The organism is Flavihumibacter sp. ZG627 (genome assembly GCF_000814325.1).
Lineage (GTDB): Bacteria > Bacteroidota > Bacteroidia > Chitinophagales > Chitinophagaceae > Flavihumibacter.
In genome coordinates this window covers 92,446-118,536 of sequence record NZ_JPHF01000006.1, presented here as the reverse complement: position 1 = coordinate 118,536, position 26,091 = coordinate 92,446, and the positions used below count along the sequence as shown (strand labels likewise).

General features: G+C 42.6%; 28 protein-coding genes and 1 tRNA gene. 5 read left to right on the top strand and 24 right to left on the bottom strand.

Annotation, left to right across the window (positions count from 1 at the left end; genetic code table 11):
• Positions 1–73: 73 nt before the first annotated feature.
• The 6 genes from HY58_RS13160 to HY58_RS13135 form a co-directional block, all read right to left on the bottom strand.
• Positions 74–838, bottom strand: coding sequence for a succinate dehydrogenase/fumarate reductase iron-sulfur subunit (locus HY58_RS13160; protein ID WP_039132700.1), 765 nt, complete (start codon positions 836–838; stop codon positions 74–76).
• Between the two features lie 23 nt (positions 839–861).
• Positions 862–2,835, bottom strand: coding sequence for a fumarate reductase/succinate dehydrogenase flavoprotein subunit (locus tag HY58_RS13155; protein ID WP_039132698.1), 1,974 nt, complete (start codon positions 2,833–2,835; stop codon positions 862–864).
• A 77-nt stretch (positions 2,836–2,912) separates the two neighbouring features.
• On the bottom strand, positions 2,913–3,620 hold the full coding sequence (locus HY58_RS13150) for a succinate dehydrogenase cytochrome b subunit (RefSeq protein WP_039132697.1): 708 nt from the start codon (positions 3,618–3,620) through the stop codon (positions 2,913–2,915).
• 139 nt (positions 3,621–3,759) lie between these two features.
• Positions 3,760–4,194 (bottom strand): DUF3276 family protein, encoded by a 435-nt coding sequence (locus tag HY58_RS13145; protein ID WP_039132696.1) that lies wholly within the window; start codon positions 4,192–4,194, stop codon positions 3,760–3,762.
• A 123-nt stretch (positions 4,195–4,317) separates the two neighbouring features.
• Positions 4,318–6,150, bottom strand: coding sequence for an ABC transporter ATP-binding protein (locus tag HY58_RS13140; protein WP_039132857.1), 1,833 nt, complete (start codon positions 6,148–6,150; stop codon positions 4,318–4,320).
• 25 nt (positions 6,151–6,175) lie between these two features.
• Positions 6,176–7,306, bottom strand: coding sequence for a glycosyl hydrolase 53 family protein (locus HY58_RS13135; RefSeq protein ID WP_072037626.1), 1,131 nt, complete (start codon positions 7,304–7,306; stop codon positions 6,176–6,178).
• A gap of 89 nt (positions 7,307–7,395) precedes the next feature.
• Here HY58_RS13135 and HY58_RS13130 point away from each other — a divergent pair, with 89 nt between their 5' ends.
• The gene (locus HY58_RS13130) at positions 7,396–8,346 is read left to right on the top strand and encodes a sugar phosphate isomerase/epimerase (RefSeq protein ID WP_039132695.1); all 951 of its coding nucleotides are present in this window, start codon (positions 7,396–7,398) and stop codon (positions 8,344–8,346) included.
• A gap of 91 nt (positions 8,347–8,437) precedes the next feature.
• Complete coding sequence (locus HY58_RS13125) at positions 8,438–9,031, top strand: bifunctional 2-polyprenyl-6-hydroxyphenol methylase/3-demethylubiquinol 3-O-methyltransferase UbiG (protein ID WP_039132693.1); 594 nt, start codon at positions 8,438–8,440, stop codon at positions 9,029–9,031.
• Here HY58_RS13125 and HY58_RS13120 read toward each other — a convergent pair whose 3' ends face one another.
• The 8 genes from HY58_RS13120 to fucP are packed head-to-tail and all read right to left on the bottom strand — an operon-like array spanning position 9,032 to position 16,619.
• On the bottom strand, positions 9,032–9,595 hold the full coding sequence (locus HY58_RS13120; protein WP_039132691.1) for a DUF3365 domain-containing protein: 564 nt from the start codon (positions 9,593–9,595) through the stop codon (positions 9,032–9,034).
• Positions 9,596–9,606: 11 nt separating this feature from the next.
• A complete protein-coding gene (locus HY58_RS13115; RefSeq protein WP_039132851.1) occupies positions 9,607–10,392 on the bottom strand; it encodes an alpha/beta hydrolase-fold protein in 786 nt (261 codons plus the stop codon).
• Between the two features lie 35 nt (positions 10,393–10,427).
• Entirely contained in the window at positions 10,428–12,068 is a 1,641-nt protein-coding gene (locus HY58_RS13110; RefSeq protein ID WP_039132690.1) for a UxaA family hydrolase, read from the bottom strand.
• Between the two features lie 9 nt (positions 12,069–12,077).
• Positions 12,078–12,863, bottom strand: a complete 786-nt coding sequence (locus HY58_RS13105) for an SDR family oxidoreductase (protein ID WP_039132689.1) — start codon at positions 12,861–12,863, stop codon at positions 12,078–12,080.
• Positions 12,864–12,865: 2 nt separating this feature from the next.
• Positions 12,866–13,702, bottom strand: a complete 837-nt coding sequence (locus tag HY58_RS13100) for an amidohydrolase (protein WP_039132688.1) — start codon at positions 13,700–13,702, stop codon at positions 12,866–12,868.
• Entirely contained in the window at positions 13,689–14,546 is an 858-nt protein-coding gene (locus HY58_RS13095) for a fumarylacetoacetate hydrolase family protein (protein WP_039132687.1), read from the bottom strand. Before HY58_RS13095 ends, HY58_RS13100 begins: the two co-directional genes overlap by 14 nt.
• A gap of 3 nt (positions 14,547–14,549) precedes the next feature.
• Positions 14,550–15,314, bottom strand: coding sequence for an SDR family NAD(P)-dependent oxidoreductase (locus HY58_RS13090; RefSeq protein WP_039132685.1), 765 nt, complete (start codon positions 15,312–15,314; stop codon positions 14,550–14,552).
• An 18-nt stretch (positions 15,315–15,332) separates the two neighbouring features.
• Positions 15,333–16,619 (bottom strand): L-fucose:H+ symporter permease, encoded by a 1,287-nt coding sequence (fucP, locus tag HY58_RS13085; protein WP_039132683.1) that lies wholly within the window; start codon positions 16,617–16,619, stop codon positions 15,333–15,335.
• A gap of 153 nt (positions 16,620–16,772) precedes the next feature.
• On the opposite strand from fucP, the gene HY58_RS13080 reads away from it, so the two are divergent.
• From HY58_RS13080 to HY58_RS13070, 3 genes are all read left to right on the top strand, one after another.
• Positions 16,773–16,857, top strand: a tRNA-Ser gene (locus tag HY58_RS13080).
• A 125-nt stretch (positions 16,858–16,982) separates the two neighbouring features.
• Positions 16,983–17,507, top strand: a complete 525-nt coding sequence (locus tag HY58_RS13075; protein WP_039132681.1) for a hypothetical protein — start codon at positions 16,983–16,985, stop codon at positions 17,505–17,507.
• On the top strand, positions 17,508–18,077 hold the full coding sequence (locus tag HY58_RS13070; RefSeq protein ID WP_039132679.1) for a hypothetical protein: 570 nt from the start codon (positions 17,508–17,510) through the stop codon (positions 18,075–18,077).
• Between the two features lie 15 nt (positions 18,078–18,092).
• Here the strand turns inward: HY58_RS13070 and HY58_RS13065 are convergent, their stop codons facing one another.
• From HY58_RS13065 to HY58_RS13010, 10 genes are all read right to left on the bottom strand, one after another.
• Entirely contained in the window at positions 18,093–18,377 is a 285-nt protein-coding gene (locus HY58_RS13065; protein ID WP_039132677.1) for a hypothetical protein, read from the bottom strand.
• Positions 18,378–18,455: 78 nt separating this feature from the next.
• Positions 18,456–19,565, bottom strand: a complete 1,110-nt coding sequence (locus HY58_RS13060) for a phage major capsid protein (protein WP_039132675.1) — start codon at positions 19,563–19,565, stop codon at positions 18,456–18,458.
• Between the two features lie 88 nt (positions 19,566–19,653).
• Complete coding sequence (locus HY58_RS13055; RefSeq protein ID WP_156123686.1) at positions 19,654–20,172, bottom strand: hypothetical protein; 519 nt, start codon at positions 20,170–20,172, stop codon at positions 19,654–19,656.
• On the bottom strand, positions 20,156–20,461 hold the full coding sequence (locus tag HY58_RS13050) for a hypothetical protein (RefSeq protein ID WP_039132672.1): 306 nt from the start codon (positions 20,459–20,461) through the stop codon (positions 20,156–20,158). The genes HY58_RS13055 and HY58_RS13050 overlap by 17 nt, the downstream gene beginning before the upstream one ends.
• Positions 20,462–21,112: 651 nt before the next feature.
• Positions 21,113–21,307 (bottom strand): hypothetical protein, encoded by a 195-nt coding sequence (locus HY58_RS13035; protein ID WP_039132667.1) that lies wholly within the window; start codon positions 21,305–21,307, stop codon positions 21,113–21,115.
• A gap of 1 nt (position 21,308) precedes the next feature.
• Positions 21,309–22,160: a BT4734/BF3469 family protein gene (locus tag HY58_RS13030; RefSeq protein ID WP_039132664.1), complete on the bottom strand. Its 852-nt coding sequence runs from the start codon at positions 22,158–22,160 to the stop codon at positions 21,309–21,311.
• A gap of 113 nt (positions 22,161–22,273) precedes the next feature.
• Positions 22,274–23,410 (bottom strand): ATP-binding protein, encoded by a 1,137-nt coding sequence (locus HY58_RS13025; protein WP_039132662.1) that lies wholly within the window; start codon positions 23,408–23,410, stop codon positions 22,274–22,276.
• On the bottom strand, positions 23,407–23,667 hold the full coding sequence (locus tag HY58_RS13020; protein WP_039132660.1) for a hypothetical protein: 261 nt from the start codon (positions 23,665–23,667) through the stop codon (positions 23,407–23,409). Before HY58_RS13020 ends, HY58_RS13025 begins: the two co-directional genes overlap by 4 nt.
• Before the next feature lie 76 nt (positions 23,668–23,743).
• On the bottom strand, positions 23,744–24,526 hold the full coding sequence (locus HY58_RS13015) for a hypothetical protein (protein WP_039132658.1): 783 nt from the start codon (positions 24,524–24,526) through the stop codon (positions 23,744–23,746).
• Between the two features lie 9 nt (positions 24,527–24,535).
• Positions 24,536–25,843, bottom strand: coding sequence for a site-specific integrase (locus tag HY58_RS13010; RefSeq protein WP_039132656.1), 1,308 nt, complete (start codon positions 25,841–25,843; stop codon positions 24,536–24,538).
• Positions 25,844–26,091: the final 248 nt, after the last annotated feature.

Below are 26,091 nucleotides of genomic sequence, written 5' to 3'. Positions count from 1 at the left end.
ACTGCAACGACAAAGGTCTGAAACCGAATTGATAGTTCCGTTTCAGACCTTTTATTTAGCTGGGCCAATCTTATTATTTCTCGGATACCAGCCCTGCACCAAGGTATTCCTGGTTAAGGCGGGCAATATTGCTAATGGATATCTCTTTCGGACATACTGCTTCACAGGCCCCTGTATTGGTGCAGGCTCCAAATCCTTCCCTGTCCATCTGCGCAACCATATTAAGTACCCTGTTCTTGCGCTCCGGTCCACCCTGTGGCAGTAATGCCAGGTGGCTCACCTTGGCAGAAAGGAAAAGCATGGCTGAGCTATTCTTACAGGCCGCAACGCAAGCACCACAGCCTATACAGGAGGCAGCAGCAAATGCCATATCCGCTTTGTCTTTTTCAATGGGTAATGCATTGGCATCCACAGCATTACCCGTATTCACCGATATATATCCACCAGCCTGCATGATCCTGTCAAATGATGTACGATCAACCACCAGGTCCTTGATCACAGGGAAAGCATTGGCCCTCCATGGTTCAACTACAATGGTATCGCCATCTTTGTAGGCTCTCATGTGCAACTGACAGGTGGTATTGGCATGCCATGGACCATGGGGCTTGCCATCAATATACATGGAGCACATTCCACAAATTCCCTCCCGGCAATCATGGTCAAATGCAATTGGTTCCCTGCCTTCGCGGATCAGTTCCTCATTCAACACATCGAACATTTCAAGGAAAGACATTTCAGAAGAGATATTCTTAACCTGGTAGGTCTCAAACCGTCCTTTTTCCTGGCTATTCTTTTGCTTCCACACTTTTAGTGTGAGGTTCATATTATAATGTTCCATATCGGCTATGGTTGATGTTTTAATTATTTATAAGAACGTTGGGTAGGTTTGGCCACTTCAAAATGGAGTTCTTCCTTATGCAGTTGCCACTGGTGTTCTCCTTTAAGTTCCCAGGCTGAAACATAGGCGAAGGCAGCATCATCACGTTTTGCTTCCCCTTCCTCTGTCTGGCTTTCTTCCCTGAAATGACCACCACAACTTTCATTTCGGTCGAGGGCATCAATGCACATCAGCTCTCCGAGTTCAATGAAATCGGCGACCCTGTTTGCCTTATCAAGTTCGGGATTCATTTCATTGATATCACCTGGTATGCGCACATCAGACCAGAATTCTCTTTTCAACTGGCGAATCTCTTCAATCGCCTGGGTGAGTCCCTCTGCATTCCTGGCCATGCCACATTTATCCCACATGATCTTACCCAAACGCTTATGGAAGCTCTCCACAGTTTGCTTGCCCTTGATATTTATCAACTGGCTGATGCGGTCGGCCACATTCTTTTCGGCCTCCACAAAGGCGGGATGGTCGGTTGGGATGGCATTGGTGCGGATCTCATCGGCAAGGTAATTACCGATAGTATATGGTATAACGAAATATCCATCTGCCAGACCCTGCATAAGGGCGGAGGCACCCAGGCGGTTGGCTCCATGATCTGAGAAATTAGCTTCTCCCAATGCATATAAGCCAGGTACAGTAGTCATCAGTTCATAATCAACCCAAAGACCTCCCATTGTATAGTGAACAGCAGGATAGATACGCATCGGCACCTCATAAGGATTTTCACCGGTGATCTTCTCATACATATCGAAAAGATTACCATATTTTTCTTTTACTACCTCTTTACCAAGTTCAGTGATCACCTGTTGGGTAGCACCCTGGATATTCCGCTTGTTAACTTCTCCTTTGCCATAACGCTCAATGGCATCAGCATAATCGAGGTAAACAGCCTGGCGGGAAGAGCCTACGCCGTAACCCGCATCACAACGTTCTTTTGCAGCCCGGCTGGCAACGTCACGCGGAACGAGGTTACCGAAAGCCGGATATCTTCTCTCCAGGTAATAATCTCTTTCTTCTTCAGGAATATCAAATGGCTTGCGGGTATCATTTTGTTTTTTCGGCACCCAGATCCTACCATCATTACGAAGCGATTCTGACATGAGGGTTAGTTTGCTCTGGTGATCGCCACTTACGGGTATACAGGTTGGATGTATTTGTGTAAAGCAGGGGTTTCCAAAATAGGCACCTTTCTTATGAGCTTTCCATGCAGCGGTTACATTACTTCCCATAGCATTTGTAGAGAGGTAAAACACGTTGCCATATCCACCTGAACATAACAGCACGGCATGACCGAAATGGCGCTCGAGTTTTCCATTTACAAGATTCCTGGCAATGATGCCGCGGGCTTTTCCATCTATTACTACAACATCCAGCATCTCATGCCGGTTGAACATCTCCACATTTCCAAGGGCCACCTGCCTTTCAAGGGCCTGGTAGGCTCCGATCAATAACTGCTGGCCAGTTTGTCCGGCAGCATAGAAGGTACGCTGAACCTGGGTTCCGCCAAAAGATCGGTTGGAAAGCAGCCCACCATATTCGCGTGCAAAAGGAACCCCTTGTGCAACGCATTGGTCAATGATATTGGCACTCACTTCTGCAAGGCGGTGTACATTGGCTTCACGTGCACGGTAATCGCCTCCTTTTATGGTATCATAGAAAAGACGAAAAACCGAGTCACCATCATTCTGGTAATTCTTTGCAGCATTGATCCCTCCCTGTGCTGCAATAGAGTGCGCGCGACGCGGAGAGTCCTGAAAACAGAATGCTTTCACTTTATAACCTAACTCACCAAGTGCGGCAGCAGCAGAAGCACCGGCCAGACCGGTTCCTATAATCACCACCTCAAGCTTTCTTTTATTAGCCGGATTCACCAGCTTACAGTGCCCTTTGAAATCGGTCCATTTCTGATCCAACGGGCCTGCAGGAATTTTGGAGTTGAGCATAAATCGACTATTAGATACTTTAAGTATTGAAATTAACAGTGATTGTTATCTGATTGCATTTTTGTTGACCTTTTGGCCTACTTTACCCATCCCAGGTACATAGCAACAGGCATCAGTGCAAATACAAGTGAAACAATAATGGAAAAACCATAACCTATGCTGGTGAGCAGCTGGTTGTATTTCCTGTTATGAACACCTACTGTTCTGAAGGCACTCTGGAATCCATGGGCGAGATGATATGCAAGAGATATACATCCCAGCACATATAGGATCACGACCCATGGCTGCGAGAATACCATCTTCATTTCTTCAAACATATTGTGCATCTCCACACCATTATATGTAACGGGTTCCAATGCATGGGTTATACGAGCCTTCACCCAGAAATGCGATATATGTATTACGAGAAAAAGCAGGATTATAGTTCCGAGTAATCCCATTGACCGGCTATACCATTTACTGCCCCTCTCTCCCAGGTTAACCGCGTATCCTACAGAACGTGCGCTGCGGTTTTTTAGTTCAAGCATATAGCCCTGAACTATATGGAGTATTATACCTGCGAACAAACCAACTTCCATAATGCGGATCAGGATTGTTGAACCCATAAAATGGGCTGCCCTGTTAAAAACAGAACCATTGTCATTTTCATTAAAGATCGGCAGATCAGCAAAAATACAGGCATTGATAGACACATGTATGATCAGGAAGGTTATTAGGAATAAACCGGTAAGCCCCATTACGAATTTCCTGCCTACTGAAGAAGTAAAGAATTCAGACCATTTCATCCGTAAACTTTTTTGTTGAAAAATTTGCACAAAAATAGACATTGATGGCTTCCCTTTAACAATTACCTAAAGTTTTTGTTGGATACAAAAAAATGGCCTCCAAATGGAGGCCACTACATAAGCAATTGGTTGGTTCAGTTTACCACTTATCCACCTCTTCATCAATACCGGGAGTAGGCTCAACAGTATTCTCGTTGTTCACAACGGGCGGTACAACAGCAGATGCAGTTACAATAGCATCTGCTTCAACACTGCTTTCTACCATTTCTCCGCCTTCTTCGAGGTTGTCGTGGTTATATGCATCAAAATCAAAATCTGGCATCAGGTCAGTCTTTACATAATCTACAGCTTCTGTAAGGGCCTTCAGGAATTTGTTGAAATCTTCTTTATACAAAAAGATCTTATGCCTGTCATAACCATTATCATCAAACTTCTTACGACTCTCAGTAATGGTCAGGTAATAATCATTGCTTCTTGTAGCTCTCACATCAAAGAAATATGTCCTTCTTTTACCTGCTCTGATGCGTTTACTATAAACGCTTTCCATTTTTTTGTCGTTGTTCTCGTAACCCACAGTTGTTGTTTTTACAATTATTAATTTCGTTAGGTGCGGAATTATGTAGGAGCAAATATAGGGTTGTTTGCGAATTAGCAAAATTTTACCAAACTTTTTAATGCACTAAGTGTTTCCTCCTATTCAGCCTCCATCGCTGCTTTCCTCGGGATCGTCCTGCTGGTGTTCATATAGATATGTATAATAACCATCATTTCGTAGCAGCTCATCATGCGTTCCCAGTTCCACGATCTTTCCATCTTCCATTACAACGATCTTATCAAATGAGAGGAGTGAAAATATCCGGTGGGTAATGAAAATGGCCGTCTTATTTTTCAGGTAATGGTCTAAGTTAGCAATAATTGTTTTTTCTGTTTTAGCATCCACGGCACTGAGGCAATCGTCAAACACCATGATATTCGGTTCCTTTATAAGCGCACGGGCAATGCTTATCCGCTGTTTTTGTCCGCCACTTAACGTTACCCCCCGCTCTCCCACAAGTGTTGAATATTGTTTTTCAAATCCGTCAATCTCTTTATCCACGCTTGCTGCAAAAGCCGCCGACCTCACCGACTCATGGCTTGTTTGCTCCAATCCAAAACCAATATTGTTTTCAATGGTATCACTGAACAGAAAGATATCCTGGGGCACATAACTTACCTGCATCCTGAGATGCTGCAGATCCATGGAACGGATATCAGTTCCATCAAGGCTAATGATTCCCTGGGCGGGATCATACATACGCAGCAGTAATTGGGCGAGCGTCGTTTTGCCCGATCCCGTTCTGCCGATAATGGCTATTTTTTGTCCGGGTTCTATATCAAGGGTAAAATCAGAAACAGCCGTGATTCCTGTATGTGGATAGGTAAAGCTGACATTCTTAAATTGAATTCTTCCACGCACAAACGGACTCAAGGCATTCACAGGCTGGCGGATCAGTGATTCTGTATTAAGGAATTCATTGATCCTTTTCTGAGATGCTGCCGCCCTTTGGATCATACTGGCGGTCCACCCTATTGCACTCACTGGGAATGTCAGGATATTGATATACATAATGAATTCTGCCAGCGTTCCTGTTGTTACATTACTACCTGGCTGCATCGCATATATACCTCCAACAAGTATTGTTATCAAAGTACTGAGGCCAATCATGAGCGACATTGATGGAAAATAAATAGCTTCCACTTTCGCAAGCCCGATGGCATTACTGCGATAGGCCTCACTGTTATTCTCAAAAAACAATTGCTGCGCCTTCTCCTGAACAAAGGATTTTATGACCCTTATCCCAGAATAGGATTCCTGTGCCGTGGTAGTGAGGTCTGATAATAATGATTGGTTCCTCTCACTTTTCTTGTGAATGATGGTGTTCACATAATATATAGTGATGGCAAGCAATGGCAGGGGCGATAATACGAGTACGGTAAGTTCAGCGTTGGTGCGCATCATATAAAAAACACTGAAACTGATAGTGAATGCAAGGTTGATGAAATACATGATTGCAGGCCCTGTATACATCCTCACCCTGCTTACATCTTCTGTGATACGGTTCATCAGGTCGCCCGTGCTGTTGCGCTTATAGAAGCCCAGGTCCAGTTTCTGGTAATGGCTGTAAATTTCATTCTTCTGGTCAAATTCAATATACCGGCTCATTACAATATTGGTCTGCCGCATGAGGAACATAAAGAATCCACTGAGTATAGCCACCGCAAGTAATGTGAGTCCGCAAAGAATGACCAGATTGGAAAAACTTGACTTCTCAGTAATACCAACAAGCCATTGTACAATGGGATCATAACCATGAACCATACGGGTGGCCTTGTAGCCAGGTAATTGCTTCTCCACTGCATCCACAACAAACCCGGTGATCTGGGGAGCAAGGATCCTGAAATAGTTGGAGAGGATGATGAACAATATACCAAGTACAAGGCGCCAGCGGTATTTCCAAAAATATTTATTGAGTGCAGACAGATGCTTCATGGATTTGCGAAGGTAGGGAACTTGTTTAATGCCCAAGACAGTTCATAGCAGGAAGCACATTTCCTTCAAAATCAAACAGGGTGCAATTGTCCCATGATGAGCCCTGCCCCCACTGGTCGCGTAAACGGCTGCTGATCCAGGCTGGTTCCCAATACATGACGCCTTTCCCGCCTCCTTTCCGGATGGCATCAACCAGATCACATAGGTAACGCTGCTGGCCCTCCGGGCTGGCAGGATACTGTTCAAAGGCATCAGCGCCGGAGATGACGTTAGGATACAGGTCAGCATTTAACGCCGTCCATGGATAGGCAGTTTCCACAACCATAACTTCTTTGCCATACTTATTCCTGATCGCTGAAATGGTATCACTGATTGCTTGCATGCTGGTAACTTCTGACCATTTAAAATAATGGGATAATCCAATAATATCGAAGTCGTTTACTCCCGCCGCAGTAAGATTCTTTAACCAGTGGAAAGCATTCTGAAGTTGTGCAACATGAATGATTATACGAGGTTTTATGGAAGAGGTTTTTGAAAAATCCCGCACGGCATCAATACCACTGTTTAACAGTGATGCAAATGATGACCAGTCGTCATTACTTACTTTCCCTAACGGAAACATGATCCCGTTATTATTCTCATTTCCCACCTGCACCATTTCAGGAACCAGGCCAAGCAATTTGAGCTGATTGAGAACAGCAAGCGTATAATTATACACAGAATCTTTTAAAAGAGGCAATGCTAATCCCTCCCAGGCTTTTGGAACTGCCTGTTTTGCCGGGTCAGACCAATCATCGGAATAATGAAAATCAAGGTTCACCATCATTCCTGCCTGACGGGCTCTCCTGATAGTCTTAATTACATCAGCAAGGTCACTGTAAGTTTTTCCACCATTCAGTTTCTTCGTCCATTCCGGGTTATGCCAGAGCCTCACCCTTACTGTACTGGCCCCATGCTCCTGAAATATTCTGAAGGGATCAGCTTCAATGCCCTTCACCCTGAATTTCCCGCCATGATCCTCCACCTGGTTAACATAGGAGAGGTCAACACCTGAAATAAAGTCAGGCACAGAAGCTTTGGGAATGGTTGTTTTTTTTTCTGAACTACAAGAAAACAGCAAACCGAGGAGTATGATAAAAGCAATCCATTTTAACATGTATACGAAGTTATTAAGATGTGATAAGTGAAAGGCAATTAATTGAAATAGTTGTATATTTTACCTTTATTCCACTTAAAAAAAATCACATGCAATCCGATCGTCGACATTTCCTCAAACTAATGGGTGGGCTTGCCATTGGCGCTACCGGTGTTTCCTGCCTCAATACAAAAGCAGCTGGTACTGCTGCCGGAGTGAACGGTTCCTTTTTTGAAATTTCCCTTGCTGAATGGTCTTTGCACAAGGCACTGTTTGCCAAGCAGCTCGACAACCTTGATTTTCCTGCAAAAGCGAAGAATGATTTTGGTATCAGCATTGTAGAATATGTAAACCAGTTTTTTAAGGATAAGGCACAGGATACAAACTACCTCAACGAATTACTGAAACGTTGCAAGGACAATGGTGTACGCAATCACCTCATCATGTGTGATGGCGAGGGTGAGATCGGTGCTGCCACCAAAGAAGACAGGCAGAAGGCTGTAGAGAATCATTACAAATGGGTTGAAGCCGCTAAATATCTGGGTTGTTCCACCATCAGGGTAAATGCAGCCGGCAAGGGAAGCAGGGAAGAACTGGCCAAGACTGCCGCTGATGGACTATACCAGTTGGGGGAATTTGCTGAAAAAACAGGCATCAATGTTATTGTTGAGAATCACGGGGGATGGTCTTCTGATGGAAGTTGGCTGGCTGGTGTTATGAAACAGGTGAACCGAAAAAATGTTGGAACACTTCCGGATTTCGGAAATTTCTGCATTAAAAGAGATCCTGCAAACTGGCGTACCTGTGTAGAGGGCTATGACCGTTATAAGGGTACACAGGAGCTGATGCCCTATGCAAAAGGGGTAAGCGCCAAAAGCAATGTTTTTGATGCCGAAGGCAACGAAACAGAAACAGATTATTTTAAGATGATGAAGATCGTTAAGGATAGTGGTTTCAAGGGAATTGTGGGTATCGAATATGAAGGGGATGTTCTGAGCGAAGATGAAGGTATCCGTAAAACCAAAGCCTTGCTCGAAAAGGTGGCACAGTCGATGGGTTAATAAATAAAATTATTCAAAATACAAAGGCTTGTTATGGTGACTATCATCACATAACAGGCCTTTTATATTTTGCAGATTGCATTCAAAAAACATGAAGCATTTCTGGGACCAGCGATATGCAGAGAATGAAACAGTTTATGGTTATCAGCCCAATCAATACTTCAAATTATTTATTGACCTGCATAAGCCGGGCAAAATATTACTGCCGGCTGAAGGGGAAGGAAGGAATGCCCTTTATGCTGCTTCCAAAGGATGGCAGGTTGATGCTTTTGATTTCAGCGAAGTAGCCAGGGAAAAGGCATTAAGCCAGGCTGAAGCTAATGACGTTGTTATCAACTATGAAATAAAAGATGTTACTCAGTTTGTTGCAACGGAGCAATATGATGCCGTTGCTTTGATATACCTGCACCTCCCTCCCTATATTCGAAAAAGCTTTCACAGGGAGATTGTAAAGGCGCTTAAGCCTGGTGGATTTTTATTGCTGGAAGCATTTGCAAAAGAACAGGCGACACTCGATAGTGGCGGTCCACGTGATCCGGAATTGCTTTATGATGCCGCCTCTATCTGTAATGATTTTCAGTTCCTTCACCAGATTAGTTGCGAACAAAAAGAAATTATATTAAAAGAAGGAGATTATCACCAGGGTAAGGCTGCTATTCTTAGAATGCTGGCACAAAAGTTATAATCACTTATCAAACCGGATATGCCACATCCCTCTTAGCTCGCCTACTAAAAAATCTTTTGCCATGTCGCCGGGGTATAACGAATCTATTACTGTAACAAGGGATGCCGGAATATCTTTTCCTGCAACTCCATGACAGTTGGAGCATAGAGGTTGAAGAAGAATTGGTTTATAATAATGAATAGCGCTATCTGTAACCACGGTTTTTGAAAAAATACTGTCTCCATTTGCAATGGCAGTTTTGTATTGACTCCATGCAGTGCTGTCAGGATTTTTCAACGCATTGGATGGATTGCGGAACTTTTCAGCCACACGCATAACCGTTATAGAATCTGTATTGTACTTGCTGGTCAAAGGCATTGCCTGCTGACGGCAGAAGGCAATTGCTGCAGCAGGGCCATCGGTGGACATTGAGGCCTGCAATGCTGTACGAAGATGATCAAAGCTTATAGCAGCAATACTATCACCTACCTTGATATAATCCGTTGTGTCGGCCACTTTTTTTTGTTGGTCGCAGGCTGATAATAAGAACAGAATAAAACTTATAAATAATAGTTTCCTTATCATGGTAACACAAATTATTTACGCTGGGAGAACATCCAGGCTAAAAATTCAGGTTCTGCAAATGCATTGTCCCAACTGTTATGGTTCACACCTGGGTATTCTGAATATTTTACATCAGCATTCAAGGCCCTTAGCCGATCTACCATTTGGCGGCTCAGTTTAGCATCAACCACTGAATCATCCGCCCCATGAAAAACCCAGAAAGGCACTTTGGCTGTTTTTTTATTGTACGATGCCGTATCTCCACCACCACATATAGGAGCTGCAGCAGCAAATAATTTTGGCTGCCGGTAAACCATTTCAAAAGTGCCCATCCCTCCCATCGACAATCCAGTTATGTATACTTTTTTCTTTTGAACACCAGCTTCCTGAATAAGCTGTTTGGTCAGTTCTGTAACTGATCGCAACGGAGCGGTCATCTCCGCACCATAATTGAAATTAATTTCAAAGGGCTGCTTTTCCCTATTCACTTTTACTGCTGCCCAGAAACTATTTTCGGGGCATTGGGGAAAAATAACAATAGCAGGATACCTGCTTCTGTTGCTATCAGCCAGAAAAAGTTTTGATCCATGGACCAACTGTTTTTCATTGTCATTTCCCCTTTCACCTGCTCCATGCAGGAATAGTACGAGTGGATATTTTTTGGCTGGATCATAATTTTCCGGGTAAAGAATCCTGTACGGGAGGCTATCCCCTTTACTGGAGATAAATAGTTTTTTCTCAAATAGGTTGGTATCCTGGGCTATGGCTCCTGTAATAAAAACAAAGCTCAGGAGGAAGGCAATAATTAATCTTTGCATGGCAATATCTATATATACCATTAAAGATAATGCAATCATAAGCTTACGCCACGCTTCCATGGAATGAAATCATCCTGATTCAGCAAAACTGCTTTTGGTATAACTTCTCCGCTGGCAGCACGGATGCAATATTCCAGTATTTCTTCTCCCATTTGCAGGATCGACTTTTCGCCGGTTATGATCGGTCCGGTATCAATATCTATGATATCAGGCATTCGTTTAGCGAGAGCAGAATTGGTGGAGATCTTGATGGTGGGACAAACAGGGTTGCCAGTTGGTGTTCCCAATCCGGTGGTGAACAGGATCAGGGTAGCCCCTGCGGCAGCCTTACCCGTTGTGGCTTCCACATCGTTACCCGGGGTACAAACCAGGTTGAGACCAGCTTTAGTTGCCTGCTCTGTATAATCAAGCACATCCACCACGGGTGAGTAACCGCCTTTTTTTGCAGCACCTGTACTCTTAATTGCATCAGTAATCAGTCCATCCCTGATATTTCCGGGAGAAGGGTTCATATAAAATCCGGAGCCGGCCTGGTGGGCAAGTGAGTCATATGCCTGCATCAGCTTAATGAATTTCCGGGCTGTAGGTTCATCTACACTCCTGTCGATAAGGTCCTGCTCCGCGCCACATAATTCAGGGAATTCTGCAAGTAAAATCTTTCCCCCGAGCGCCGCTACCAGGTCTGAACAATATCCAACAGCAGGGTTAGCCGAAATTCCACTGAAGCCATCACTGCCACCACATTTAACACCAATGCATAAATGATCGAGGGTAGCGGGTTTCCGCTCCTGTTTGTTTATCTCTATCAGCCCTGAAAAAGTTTGCCGTATGGCTGCACTGATCAGGTCCTGCTCTGTTCCCGATTGCTGTTGTTCAAATATAAAAAGCGGTTTATCGAAAGATGGATCAAGCTTCTTTAATTCCTCCAGGAAATCTGAAGTCTGTAAATGCTGACAACCCAGGCTTAACACAGTTATACCACCAACATTCGGATGGTTGGCATATGCGGCCAGTAATTTTCCCAATATACCGGCGTCCTGGCGTGTTCCGCCGCAACCTCCTTCATGGTTCAGGAATTTGATGCCATCCACATTTGGGAACAGTCGCTCCTGCCTGCTATCAGATGAAGGCGCAAAGTTTATTGTATCAACTCCCTCTCCTTTCTTTACTGCTTCAACCAATTGCCTAGTATATCGTTTATACTTATCTGTTATACCATACCCGAGTTCATTAACAAGCGCTTCGCGTATCACATCCAGGTTACGGTTTTCACAGAAAACGGTTGGAATAAAAAGCCAGTAATTGGCTGTACCCACCCTGCCATCTTTACGGTGGAATCCATTAAATGTTCTGTTGCTAAAGGGTGATACGTCAGGTGCTTCCCATTCATAATCCGATCCATGATAATCATAGGGCTCCGCGGCATGCTTCAGATTTTCAGTAGTAAGACAGCCCCCTGCTGGTATTGTTCCCTTAACCCTGCCCACCAGTACACCATACATATAAACGCCATCGCCGGCATTAAGTTCATTGAGGGTGAATTTATGTTTTGCCAGAACATCATCCTGGAGAATGATCGATTCGCCCTCATAAACAATAAGGTCGCCTTTCTTTAAACCGGTGAGCGCCACCAGCACATTATCTTTCGGATGTATCTTTAATACTTTTTGTTGCATATTGCCAACTTAATCATTGATAATTTTATCGAGGTGAACATAGCCACCATCTACATGGATGAGCTGCCCTGTTGTATGGCTGGATCTTTCTGATAAAAGGAAGGCAGTCATATTCGCGATCTCTTCGGGCGTGGTCATCCTGTTCTCAAGAGGGATACGTGCATTTATTTTCTTAAGCTTCGCCTCCGCATCCGGTAGTGAATTGATCCATGTTTTGTATTGCGGGGTCCAGCATTCAGCTACAATTATTGCGTTTACGCGAATACGGTATGGCAATAACTCAACTGCCCATTCGCGGGTTAGTGCATTTCTGCCACCATTAGCGGCGGCATAGGCCGATGTGCCCCCCTGCCCTGTTTCAGCAGTTTTGGAACTGATATTTACAATGGATCCCTTCGAAACTTTAAGTGCCGGCAATGCATAATGAGCAATCAGGAAATAATGCACCAGGTTGCGATGCATTGATGCCATGAATTCTTCATAGGTACCTTTCTCTAAGGATACCCCATCATTTTTACCGGCATTATTTACCACCCCTTCAATTCTTCCGAACTTTTTCATCACCTCATCTACTGCCTTTTTACATTCTTCCGGAATAGAAAGCTCCGCCACAAACTGCGCAGCCTGCAAACCTGAATCATGTAATGTTGCAACCAGCTTTTTATTATCTGTTTCATCTCTACCGATAATAACGGGGATAGCTCCTTCCTCTGCCAGCAACTTTACAATACCTTCACCGATCCCCTTTGCACCACCCGTAACGATAATGACCTTATCTTTTAATTGCAGATTCATATTCAATTTTTTATGCCATAAAAATCTTGTGCATTCCCACCAAAAATTCCTGCTCGCTCATCTCCTGAAAGTTTTTTAAAATTTTCTTCCGTAAGCTTTACCACTTCGCTGTATCCGGCAGCCAGCAGGCATACAGGCCAGTCGGAACCAAATACCAATCGGCGCGCACCGAAAACTTCTAAGATCGTATCAAAGTAGGGAGTAAAATCACTTTCCTTCCAATGATGCCAGTCCGCCTCTGTAACCATACCCGACACTTTACAATAAACATGTTCAAGTTCATGGAATGGTTGAATTTCTTTCTGCCAGCTTTCAAAACCGCCACCCCTGATATCAGGTTTTGCAAGATGATCAATGATAAAGGATTGGTTATCCAATTCACGGCATAACTGGTATGCATAGCCCAACTGGTCATTATTGATCAGGATATCATACCTGTATCCGTGTTTCCCTAACAATTTGATTCCCTGCTTAAATGGTGGTTGCAGCATCCGATCACGAACAGCTTCCCCCTGCAGTATATGTCGGAATCCACTGAGTTTTTCAAAGGATTTATAATAGGGCAGTCTTTCTTCCAAAGAAGCACTCTGAAGATCAATCCAGCCAACAACTGATCGGATGAATGAATGACCGGAAGCTAACTCAAGCAGGAAATGCGTCTCGGCTTCTGACTGGCTTGCCTGCACCGCTATACAACCGTCAAACCCGGCTTCAATCAATAAGGGATGTAGATCTTCAGGCAGAAAATCTCTCCTGATGACACTCATCTCCGGGGTTATCCAACTGTCACGATTTTCATCATAACGCCAAAAATGCTGGTGTGCATCAAGCCGAAGCATATGCTATAACATTTTGTCTTGAGGTACCTAGTCCATCAATACCCAATTCCATAATATCACCTGGCTTGAGGTATACCTGTGGGTTCATACCCAGGCCCACACCGGCTGGTGTACCGGTAGATATAATATCTCCCGGAAGCAATGTCATAAATCTACTTACATAGGCAACCAGGAAGGGAATATTAAAGATCAGGTTAGAAGTTGATCCATCCTGCATCAGTTTGCCATTTACGGTAAGCCATAACCGAAGATTGTCCACATTCTCAACTTTATCTTTTGTTACGAGCACCGGGCCTAAGGGTGCGAAGGTATCACAGCCCTTTCCCTTATCCCAGGTTCCACCCATTTCGAGCTGGTATGCTCTTTCACTGATATCATTATGGAGGCAATACCCCGCAACAAAATCCATCGCTTCTGATTCTTCTACATAGCTTGCCCTTTTGCCTATAACCACTGCCAATTCTACTTCCCAGTCGGTTTTTTCTGATCCTCTGGGTATGATCACATCGTCATAAGGGCCACAGATCGCAGTAGTGGATTTCATGAATACAACTGGTTCTGCAGGTGGTGTGGCATTGGTTTCTTTCGCATGATCTGCATAATTAAGTCCGATGCAAACAATTTTTGAAGGCCTTGCAACTGGTGCTCCAATCCGGCTACCGGCTGGCATCGGCCTCAGCATATTCTTGTATTGGTCCATCATCCAGGCAAGGTGGGCAATACCACCATTCTCAAAAAAGCTTTCATTATAATCGTGTATAAAGCCGGAAACATCATAGAATTTATCCGCTATCAACAAACCGGGTTTTTCCTTTCCGGGTTCTCCGAAACGTATCAGTTTCATATCTTAAGTATTCAGTGTTAAAAATCCACCATCAATGGGATAATCTGTTCCGGTAATAAAGGATGCTTCATCTGAACAGAGATAGATCATTAGGTTAGCAATTTCTTCCGGGTTTGCCATCCTTCCGATGGGTTGTGATTTAGCAAGTTTATCGAACATCTCTTTTTCTTTTCCTGCATAGTTCCTGGCCAGGAAGCCATCTACAAAAGGAGTATGAACCCTTGCCGGAGAAATGCAGTTGACGCGAATATTGTCTTGCAGGTAATCCCTGGCAGCAGAAATGGTCATGGCATACACAGCTCCTTTTGTCATGGAATAGGCAAAACGGTCTGCCAGTCCAACCCAGGCAGCAATAGAACACATATTAAGCACAACCCCGCCGCCATTTTCCTGCATCATTGGGATAGCTGCAAACATGCAGTTATAAACGCCTTTTACATTTACATTAAAGAGGCGGTCAAAATCTTCTTCCGTAGTATTGGTTACACGGCCTATATGCGAAATGCCGGCATTATTTACCAACACATCTGGTTTACCAATCTTTTGAAATACATCGAGGAGTTTCTGGTGGTCACTAACATCACAGTAATGTATATGGGCAGGATGTCCGGCTTCAATCATTTCCTGTTTGAGTTCTGCCCAACCGGGTGCCTGCAATTCAATAATGTGCACAGTTGCGCCATTCTTTGCAAAGGCAAGGGAAGCAGACCTGCCTATACCACTGGCACCACCTGTAATAACAACCGTTTTATTAGTATAATCAAACATCATTTACTGTTTTCAATATTATCTATGTCCGCCACCTACTGTAACAGGCATTTCATCCCTTGAACGCGACCAGGCAAACCAGCCCACAATCATGAAACAAATCATGGGTATTACGTAGGCTAATTGAATATTACCACCTGTGAGATCAGAAATTTGCCCCATTAACAGCGGCATAATAGCACCACCTACAATTGCCATCACTAATAGTGAAGAAGCCATGCGTGCACCTTTTCCAAGCCCGGTTATTCCAAGTGCAAAAATGGTGGGGAACATGATCGACATAAAGAAAGGTACAGCCATCAAACAATATACAGCGAATGGACCCTGACTATTTGTTGCGACCACAAGTAGAAGAGTACTTGCAACAGCGTAGAGGAAAAGCAATTGAGCCGGACGGATAAATTTCATCAGAAATGTTCCTGTGAACCGGCCAACCATAAATCCTACCATGGCAATAGAACCCAGCCAGAATGCAGCCTGTTTTTCAGGGAGATCGATCACGTATTTGGAGAACCTTATAAAAAAACTTCCCACACAAACCTGTGCCCCAACATAAAAGAACTGGGCTATAACTGCCCAGAGTACCTGTTTGTTGCGAAGAATGGCGAGCGAGAATTTTGTATTGCCTGATTGTTCTTCGGTTGCATCACCTTCTCCTTCAGGTAATTTAACCAGGTAGAAGATCGTGGTGAGAACCAATACTACTACAGCGATAACGAGGTAAGGCATGCGGATGGCATCGGCTTCTGATTGAAGATAAGCATTGAGGGTTCCGCTAGCATGCATATTGCTCAGTTCAGCCGGACTATGCTCAATGCCAGATAAAATGAATTGTCCACCGATGATAGGTGCAAGGAATGCCCCCACTCCATTAAATGACTGTGCGAAATTGAGTCGTTGGGTTGCGGTTGCTGGATCTCCCAGTTTGGTGATATACGGGTTAGCTATAGTTTCAAGAAAAGTGGCACCCGCGGCAATCACAAAAAGCGCCACCAGAAAAAAACTGAAACTCCGGCTTCCTGCTGCTGGTAAAAAAAGCAGAGCACCGATTCCATAAAGCAGAAGTCCGAAAAGAATGCCTTTTTTAAATCCAAATTTATTCATGAACCATCCTGCTGGTAAGGCGATGGTGAAGTATGCGAGGTAAACGGCGGAATCAATCAGTGCAGATTCAGTATCTGATAGCTGGCAGGCCTTTTTCAGATGTGGAATCAGGATGGGGTTGATATTATGCAGGAAAGCCCAGAGAAAAAAAAGGCTGGTGACCAGTATAAAGGGAAGCAGGTATTTATTTTGGCGCGGCATGCTGGTTAGTTTTTCTTTTAGCCCTAAGACTATGGAAAATTAACCATCCATGCAATGGCTAACAACGTCAAATCCATCAATTTATCAGTCGAAATTAACTTAGATCCGAAAAATATATTTTGGTATTTATTCCCAAACCCTAATTTTGCGCCCGGAGAGATGGCAGAGCGGTCGAATGCGGCGGTCTTGAAAACCGTTGACTGTTACAGGTCCGGGGGTTCGAATCCCTCTCTCTCCGCTCATAATTAGCGCAAACTCAATACAGATAAGGGTTTGCGCTTTTTTATTCCATTCAGGGGGTAATTGTGGGGGCAATGTTGCAGGTTGACTGTTCGGATAGTATATTTAATTAAACCTTATAATATGTACACAATTACAGATATCATTCAGGCGGCGGCGGCTATCATTGCATTGATTTGGGCAGGCTTCACTTATTTTAATTCTAAGAAAATTGACGAATTAGTTGACATAAATAAAGAATTAGCAAAGCAAACAGTAATTTTTGAACAGGATTTGCAATTGCAAAGGTCACTTACGATCCAAGATAGAATTCCATATTTTATAAGAGGTGGATTTGCAAAAGGGGAACAGGAATTGTATCATACCATGAACTTTTCAAATATAGGCCAGACTGCAACAAATATCTCTTATAAATTCCCCCAAGGATATTCAGAAAAAATTAAGCATCAGAAAAACTGTGAAAAGCAAAGTAAGCTAACAATATCCTTAACCGTGCCTAAGGAATTATTTCTAGAAAACTATCAGGTGAAAATCAATTATGAAAACATTTTAGGCTTACCCATTACGCAAATAGTAAGTGTATTCCCTGCCGAAAACAGGGCTGAGATAGAAAGGCCACAAGATATTCTCTCATTAAAAAATACTTAAATGGAAACACAACTAATTGAACTTAAAAAATTCTTTGATAAACAAGTGGATGGATATATTCTAGGTGATTTGGAAGTTCTTATGAAAATAGAACCCGATGCTAATTATAATAAAGGTTGTGCAATACCTGCTGCAATGGTAATATTATCCGCATCCGAATTATTTGGAACATTATTAACCCCTAATCCACAAGAGAAGGAGGGCGCAATTTATTTAAAGAGATTTATGGAAGATTACATGCCACAAATTAGCGTACTAGATAGAGATTCAATAGTGTACAATTATCGGCATAAAATAATGCACATTTTTTTTCCGAAGTTTAGTGGCAAAAAAATGTATGGTGTGACTAAAATCCCTAACCAAAACATATTAATCGCCAAAGATTCTGTGTATCGCAATTTAAACCTGGTATTGTTTAATGAATATTTTCAACAGGCTGTAAGCGACCTAAAAACTAAAATATTTCATGAGAAAAATGAAAGTATAATAAATACAATATTTTCCAATTTGTTTGACGATAATATTGGAACGACAACTTCAACAACTAATCAAACCACAATTATTTCATAATTACAAATCATATATTTAGCGATTTTCAAGACTAGGCCCCTCCGTTCCTTTCTTTCGGTTATACTGCTGCGTTGGTTGAGGGCTTCGCTTTCTGCTATTCTTAGCCTGTTGGTAGTCTTTAAATTCGTCGCTTAACTCACTAATCATATAACATTGATATCCGGATAAATTAGGCTCATTCTGCTTTGCCTTATTCAGGAAATGATTAAAAGTATCGTCTATGCTCTTTAGGTGAAATTGCCGGATGCCTGAAACAAGTTTTCCCGCTGCTGTTGTATATGTTATTTTATAGAAAGGCATAACAGCAAGGTATAAAAAACCCCAGTATAGAAATACCGGGGTTAACTCTCAATAAAAAAAAGAATGACCAAAGAAAAATTATAGCGGATATGTCGGTGATCCGCTGAATGCGCCTAAAATATGATTATACTCACCATTAGCAGCAAACGCAACACGCGCCTCACATCGGATCGTAATCATGTTTGTTTGTACGTTAGTGCCATGCTGTTCAAACATATTAATTGATATTGGCTCCCTAACCCCGAACAACATACGCGAACCATCCACAACACTAAAGTTTGGTGTTTCCTGCGCCTGCGAATCAATAACAGGAACGCCCAAAATAGAGATCCCGCCAAACGCATTTACTGAAATGTAATTAGGCAGGTCAAACTCCCCGCTTCCACTTGCTTTATTTAACAAGAGGCCAGCCAACGCGCTTGTATGCACGATAATGGCAGTAGGGGTGCGCCCGTATCCTTTTAACTGGATCATGGCTGAAACGATCTGTTCAACATCATTGGTGCTGGATGGCGTGGCGGCTGGTGTCCAGTTGCCAACATCCAATAAACCTTTCAGGTTAGGACTTGTGCCGTTACCCTGCATTAGTTGCTGATCTTCCTTTTGATAATACAATTCAATTAGCCGGGTGTTAAGCCATCCCTGAAAACCTACATAATCCAAATCCATCAGCATTTGACGGCTTATGTTAACGATTGCGGCAATGGTTTCTGCTTTGGCGGGTGTTTCACTCAAAGCAAAGTCAAGCGTGGGTTTCTCCGCGCTCTCCGCTACCGTACCAAATCCCCCTACTTGCCCGGTTTCCTGGATGATGGGCAAACTTGAGGTAATCATGGGCTGGTTAGGAAATAACGTCCTTAACCTCACCGCCTGATTAGGCTCTGATACCAGCCGCGCGGGTGCTGAAATAGACGCGCCCGGACCAGTAAGGCTAGCCCCTAAGGTCATGCTCTTAACCTCCGGTGTGAACTCCCTTGTTTTACCTGACCTGAACGCCTCGAATGCTTCGCGCTGCCCTTCTAAGGAAATAGACGGTTCAACCGATCCACCTCCGCCATTCAATGTGTTACCCTTCGCCCGGATGGTCTTAATTTCTGCCTCCAGCTTTTCAATGTTCTGTTTCATCTCCGCATGTCGCTCGGTTACCTTTGTACCTAGCTGTTGAACGGCATTTAAAATTTCACTCATTATAAGAATAGTTTGTGTGACTGCTGTCACGTTTTATTAGTATTGGCTGGTTAGCTGCTCATGATCAGGGAGTGCTAACGGTATCCGTTTAAAAGAACTTTGCCGGGGCTGCATGGTACGGGTGCTGCTTATTTTTTGGCTCCCGCATCAAACCCCATGTTATACCGTATTCAGATAGTAAACCTTTTGTTTGCCGTATTGGCTCTGCTGGTTCAACCTCTATTATTTCGGCCTCCATTGGCTTAAATTCGGCTCTTTCAGGTCGCCGCAATACTTTACCCTTCCTTCGCTTATTAGGGGCTAGAATAGGCTCTTTTGGGGCTTCTGTACGTAGTTGATTATATAGTTCAGCCGGGTTATCTAAAATGGGGTCGCATCCGTCCGCATCCTGTATAAATAATACCCGATCTTCCTGCCTTACATTGGCCTCACGCCAAAGGTTAAACGCCTCCTCATTGTATTGCTCACCCTCAACTGAATAGGTAGTGCCGGAAATAGTGTCCTCTACAGTAACCATAAACGATTGAGGCGGCAATAACGATAAGGCAGACAATGTGCCGTTAATGATCTTCCTTAGTTTGCTAACCTTATCAGACTGCTTTGCCACTTGCTTTTGATTGTACGTCTTTTGCAATTTGCTCATAGAGCCTGTCTATATCGGTTGCTGATAATCCCTCTACAGGAACCTTAGGAAGTATGTAAGGCAATAGCGTGGTTAAGAACTCATATTGATCCTTTGGAGAAAGTTTTGAGTAGAGGTCTTGCATTGACCTTGCAGTCATATTGCGACCTAAAAAACGTTCTATTCTGCCCTTAGTAGTTAGTACAGAATATTTAGAACCTTTCGGCCTCCCAGCGGGGTTACCACTTTTGCCGACTGCAAATAATTTGCTCATAAATGGAACGGATTAAAAACAATGTAAAGTTACGATAAAACTGGCATTAATTGCCCCCTATATTACCCCCTGTTCAATAATATTTTACTGTTTTGTTAACTGATAAATAAGCCTGAATTGATTTTAAGCTATTCTGTATCAATTCAATTTACAGATACATTAAGATTTGAACCCTTTTATATTTACCATTTACCTGTTTATTTACCTTTAATTCAATGATAACGGTATCTTCTTAGAATCGGTGGCGAATGCTTCAACTGCTTGCCCCTGGCAGTTAGCTGTATAAGCTATTACCATTGTATTTAGCGTTATGATCCCGGCTCCCGGCAATACGTTTGCGTACTGGTGTACATATATTAGGCGTATCTCTTTTGGTAACGTGTTGAATTTATCGGGGGTCATATCATTATCTAATAACGATCCGTCTTTACTTATTTCCATAATATTGATTTAATTATTTGTTTGAAATAGGATTGAGGTATCAGGAACAAATCATAAGAATGTTTTGTGTGATCCCTTAAACAACCATTATCCGCCCAATTAAGGTGATACCCGTCAACTATGCCAGTAAACCCGGTAGAGGTTCTCTTAAACCTGTTTACTTTTTTTCCGGCTCTGGTTATTACCCGGCATGATCCGGCCTCCCATGCTTCAGGGGTGAATTTGTATTTCATTGAATAATTTTTGATAATAGTTACTAATAGCTTTTGCTTCCGGGCTACTTAGGTCCATCGGTTCGCCATCTGCATCAAATAACAAATCCCCGGTACTGCCATCTCCGAAACGGACGAAAACCATAATACAAGCACCTGTATGTGTTTCTGAAAGTATTGCATCTATGTACATTTTAAAATGGTTTTAATTGCCCGGCCCTGAAACAGTCACGAGCGCATTGAATGTATTTAGGTTCATTGCCGATAAATTCGGCGTTGCGGTTGATCGCTTCAATAATTTGATCTAACCCCGCATCCTTACCCCCTAGCGTGTATGCCCAATGCTGAACGGTTGCCCATCTTCGCCCCTCTTGTACTGTTTCAATTTCCGCTATTGCTTTGCGAATTAGCCCCGCATTATTACCGGATGGATAGTAAGTATTGCCAAATGATTTAATAGCCTCCTTTGGCTTACTAGGGGGTATTTTTAATGCTTCGGGGTTATCCCTGATAAGCATATTTGCATCGTAGGAAATAAAGCGAAGATCCTGGGGGTTGCGTCCCTTACTAGTATCTGCTTTTATTCCATAACCCTCAAGCACTTTAAAACAATGCTCTGCATATTCTTTTAACCTTTCCGGCTCCGCAATATTAGCTAACGCATAAAACCCGTCACCGCTTACTGACTTGCCACAAAAGGCTATAAAAGGCAATGAGAATACACAGTTTTTTAATTCCTCAAGATCATACTCCCATATATCATAGGGATCAAAGTCTAATTGCATTAATCCTGACCGGGATATAATTTCTAAACTCCCTTTTGCTTTTGACTTTAATAAAGCTGCCGGGGTAAAACATTGCACCCGATTTTTTAACGCTACCTGTTTAGTCTTATAGTCAGGTTCTTGCCTGTCTAGTTTTCTGATAGCTGTTATTGTTCCAATATCGTTAGCGCATTCTGTAAGTAATATTTGGCGAAGGGTTGCAGCCCTCCCGGTGTTATCTGTCACCGACCTGTATAGTGATACCTGTTTTTCTAACCACATACATTTTTAGTTTTAATAGTTACGCTATTTACGCTACTACCCTATATATAGGGTGAGTAGTAGCGTTACATACATCAGGCTATTAATAGCGTTGTTTTAGCGTTGTTTTAGCGTTATAGCGTTAGCTGGTAACGGTCATCAGGCCGCTTGTGTATAATTCCCCATCCATCCCAATCCTGTATTGACTTTCGGGCTGTAGAATCCCCTTTTGAAGTTTTGCGCATGATTGCGCTTTTTAGTTCTGTATAGGTCATTGAATTGGGAGCGGGAATAACTTGTTGCGCTAATTTTAGAGCCTGATCCCTTTTTAGCGTGTCTTTAGCGTTCTGCTTCGCTTCTTTAATCTGATCCAAATCCGCTGTTATAAACATTTTGAAATTTTCAGACCATGTAAATGCCGTTGATAGCTTAGGATTATTCCTATTCTTTCCATGCTCAAAATCGCTGGTTATTATTCTAGTGTCACCTTCCGCCGACTTAACCAGTAAAACGCATTCTGCCTCCCTGCATATTTCCGATCCCTGATGGCCTCTAGGCTTATTTGAATTAGGGTTAGGGTGTAAAGTGGTAACAATGGAAAGGTTATATTTTACCGTCATTTCCCTGATCCATATCCGGGATTCAATCGCTTGTGCTAAATCGTTGGTATCGCTCACCAAATCGCCTGCACCGTCAATAAGTAATAAAGAACATGGATTATCTTCTACCAGCTTTTCTATTACGGTCATTCTTTCAGCAAGTCTGGGAATTGAACGCAAACCGGCAATAAGAATATTATTTGTAGTTGCCCCTTCCGGTATTCCTGCCCTCCTGCACATCCGGTAATAACTATTCCATACATCCGTATTAGTCCGCTCATTGTCAATATAAATTACTCCCCTGCAATTAGGATCAACTTCAAAGCCTAAAGCATCGCAACCCGGATTAAGATAACTAGCAAGTATAGCCTCCATGATGCTACTTTTTCCGCTTCCTGGGTTAGCTATTATGCCTGAACTATTTTGATGAGTAAGAATACTGCAACCGCCTAATTTTAGAACGGCTGGCACGTCTGCTGGCTTGTTATTCCATGTAGGAATATAAACCTTGTCCAATACGTTAACGCTAGGTAATTCAGTATAATCCATATTGCCATAAAACCGCTCCGGGTCTATGTTTGGAACTTCTTTTTTTGTACCTTTGGCCTGTTGTTCCGCTTCATATCTCTTTAGTGCCGGGTTCGCCAATCCGGCATTTATTTTGTCCGTCATGCAGCACCTCCCCTGTTTTCGAGTTGCTCAACAACTTTTAGCCAATTATAGCGGCATGATGCTCCTAGTTTTATTACAGGAATACGCCCTTTCTTTTCCAGCCTTATTGCGTGTGCCTCTGTAATGGATAAACGCTTACACAATTCAAACCTGTTGATTAATTCGGGCTTTTCTATTTCGGGTTGACCTTTCAGACTGGATATTTTTAACTCCAATTCATCAAACCTTGTCAGTAGAATGTCAAACGGATTTTGCATAAAAAAGCAATTTGCGGTTAATGGCAAATTGCTAATTCATTGGGGGCATACCCCCTGAAACCCCCTGTTGTAATATCTATAAGCGGCTATATGCTTCTTTATAGGTCTTCAACTTTTGTTCAGCTAACTCTAAAGCATAATTAGCCCCTTCCTTACTTAATTCTGAAATAACACACTCTAAAGCTTCTTTATATGTTCGCTGCTGGTTTGTATGATCGGGTACATTATCTCCATTCTCTAAAAACTTGTTCCATTGGGTTGAAATTGTCTGATCCGATAATCCTGATAATTCCTTAATAATTATACGGTGGGTATCATTCAAATCTTTCCCCCTAGCCTTTTGATAATAATACGTATACATTATCCATGTATATGCAGTCCAGCTTTCTTTTCCTTTTGCATCAGTGCCAATATAGATTTTATTCAATGCGGCATTTAATCCCCGGATTGCATTTTGTTTTGTCATAACCACTTGATATAAATCTTTAAAAAACCTAGCTGAATGCCCTATATTTTTATTGTAATTACTACAATAGAATCTTGATAATATCTCACTCTGTAATATATGCCGGGGAAGCATATCCGGTTGATTATGGAACTGCATTAGATTTTTATTGGCCAAATAATCAAAAGCCCTATCCAACTCCTTTATTCTTTCTTTTATTCTGTTAAAGTCAAGGCGGCTTAGATTTTCTAAATCAAAATAAATAGAATCCATCATTTCTAAAAGTTCATCCCAATATATATAACTATCAACTGCAGTAGTTTTGGTATAATGATGAAGGTCAAGGAATCCACCTACCTCTTCAATTCTTAGGCTTTTAATTTCTTTTAGAAAATTTACTATTCTTTGCTCCATATTTTTGAATTAAACGGCTTTTAATTTATTGACCTTTCCTCCCCATGCTTGTGCCATTGCGCCCTTAGTACTTTCGTCTGTCAGGTTCATATATCTTTTGAAGCTTGTGTAAGACTTCCAGCCCCCAATTTTCATAACATATTCAGCACTCATGCCAGCCTCTATTGATAAGGTAGCAAAAGTTTTGCGCCCGCAATGAAACCTGATTAACTCATGCTTAGGATATACGTTAACGATCCGCTTCGCACCATGCTTTCTAACTATCTCAACTGGTTCGTTAAACCCTACCCAATCGCATAATTTCTGCAAATGCTCATTGGTCCGCTGGTTGCTTATAACAGGCAAAGGGGTGGGAAGGTGCTTATACTTCTTAATGATGGCTATTGAATACGGGTTAAGGGGGATTTTAGCTTTGTTGCTGGTCTTTATACTGGTCAGGTCAATAAGATCCTCTTTTATATGCTCCCGCTTCAATTGAAATACATCTGAATACCTTAAACCAGTAACACATGAAAATATAAAAACGTCCCTTACCTGATCCCATGCAGGCCGCTTACTTAAATCCAGGTTCCATAGTGTTTCAAATTCTTTTCGGGTCAGGGCAATGACTTCGCCTGGATTATCCCGGCTAATTTTAAACCCCTTATACTTATCGCTTACCTCGATCCCCTGCTGCCTTGCATAGTTGAGCAATGTTTTCAGGGTGCTTAATTGTTTCGCAATAGTGATATTATTTAGTGCCGGTTCCTCTTTACCGTTTACCTCTTTTGTAAGCCCTATAAGGTAGTTCTGAAACTTTTGGAAAAAGGAATAGTCAATATTCTCAAATGTCACCTTATACCCCTTATCAGTTTCAAAGCCTTCCAAATGCTCCTTAACGGCCTTATAAACGCTTAGGGAGCCTTTCACCCGCTGGGTGGTATGGTCGGCTATATAATTGTCTATAAAGGCATAAACCTCCTTACTCGTTGCAGCCTTCTTAACCATTTGCTTGCCGTCCCTTTTGGCCTTTAATTCGCTTATTACGTCCTCAATGGTATAGGGTTCCTCATTGATCCGGTAGCGTTCCTCAATGCGCTCTATTTCCCGCTTAATGTCAGCAAGGCGGCTGTTGGTTGCTTTAACTTCCTTAGCGGTCAGGCTTAGATTTTTGTCATATACTGCCTGCTGGGTTTTTTCATCCCAATTGCCCCCTAATAATTTCTCCCCTGTTGAGTAATACAGGCGTTGCCCATGCTGTTGATATACTAGGCGAAGGGGTGCAAGTCCTGACTTCTCCGCCTTCTCTTTTCTGTACTCAAATCTTATGGTTGACATAAAAAATACCCCTTTTTTGCTCCCTGTCGGGGGTTCAGGTTTAAAACTCTCTCCAAAGATACGGGGGGGCAATTTAGGGGGCAAAATTTATTCTATACTCAGCTATATAAAAATATACACAGTACAATATTAGTACTGTTTATCAATAAGTTAACTGTATAAAAATATTTCCAGTAATTGTTTCAGGGGGTTGGGTTCGAATCCCTCTCTCTCCGCTTACGCCAGCTGAAGCTTTTGGTTTCAGCTGG